This is a genomic window from Collinsella sp. 4_8_47FAA, from assembly GCF_000763055.1.
GTDB lineage: Bacteria > Actinomycetota > Coriobacteriia > Coriobacteriales > Coriobacteriaceae > Collinsella.
In genome coordinates this window covers 1-513 of sequence record NZ_KN214173.1, presented here as the reverse complement: position 1 = coordinate 513, position 513 = coordinate 1, and the positions used below count along the sequence as shown (strand labels likewise).

At 57.5% G+C, this 513-nt stretch carries 1 protein-coding gene; it reads left to right on the top strand.

The window, feature by feature from the left end; all coding sequences use genetic code 11:
- Positions 1-333 precede the first annotated feature (333 nt).
- Positions 334-513: plasmid recombination protein (locus HMPREF9463_RS10295; RefSeq protein WP_035139018.1), on the top strand; the 180-nt coding region annotated here is incomplete at its 3' end.

Sequence of the window (513 nt, the reverse complement as noted above, 5' to 3'; positions counted from 1 at the left end):
AATCGGGCGGCTCATTATTTTTCGCTAACTACGTCCGAAAAATAATGTGACAAATGACAAATGACAAATGACCACAGGGGGGCGAGGTACTACGACCTCGCCCATGGGAATCCGATATCCGATACCGATACGTCGGGGTGGTTTGGAGGGGTTTCACCCCTCCATCTCGGCGGAGCCGAGCGGGCAAGGAAGAGGTGCCGCCGCCGATGACGCGCAGCAATCTCGACCGCTGGGAGGATTGCGGAGAAGCCCCGCAGGGCACGTCCTTAGCGCAGCTAAGGTCTAACGTGCTAGACTTTAGTCGGTTAAAATCTGACGTAAGGCGGTTCCGACATGGCACACATAGCGAAGTACAAGGCAACCTCGGTCGGGCACATGCTCGCCCACTACAGGCGCGATGCATCCAGCCTGGAGCGTGACAACATCGACCCGAGCCGCGTTAAAAACGACTTGGTTGTCGGGCACTACACGAACAAGGACGGGAAGCTTGTTGTGGGGCGCGTGAGGGCGCGT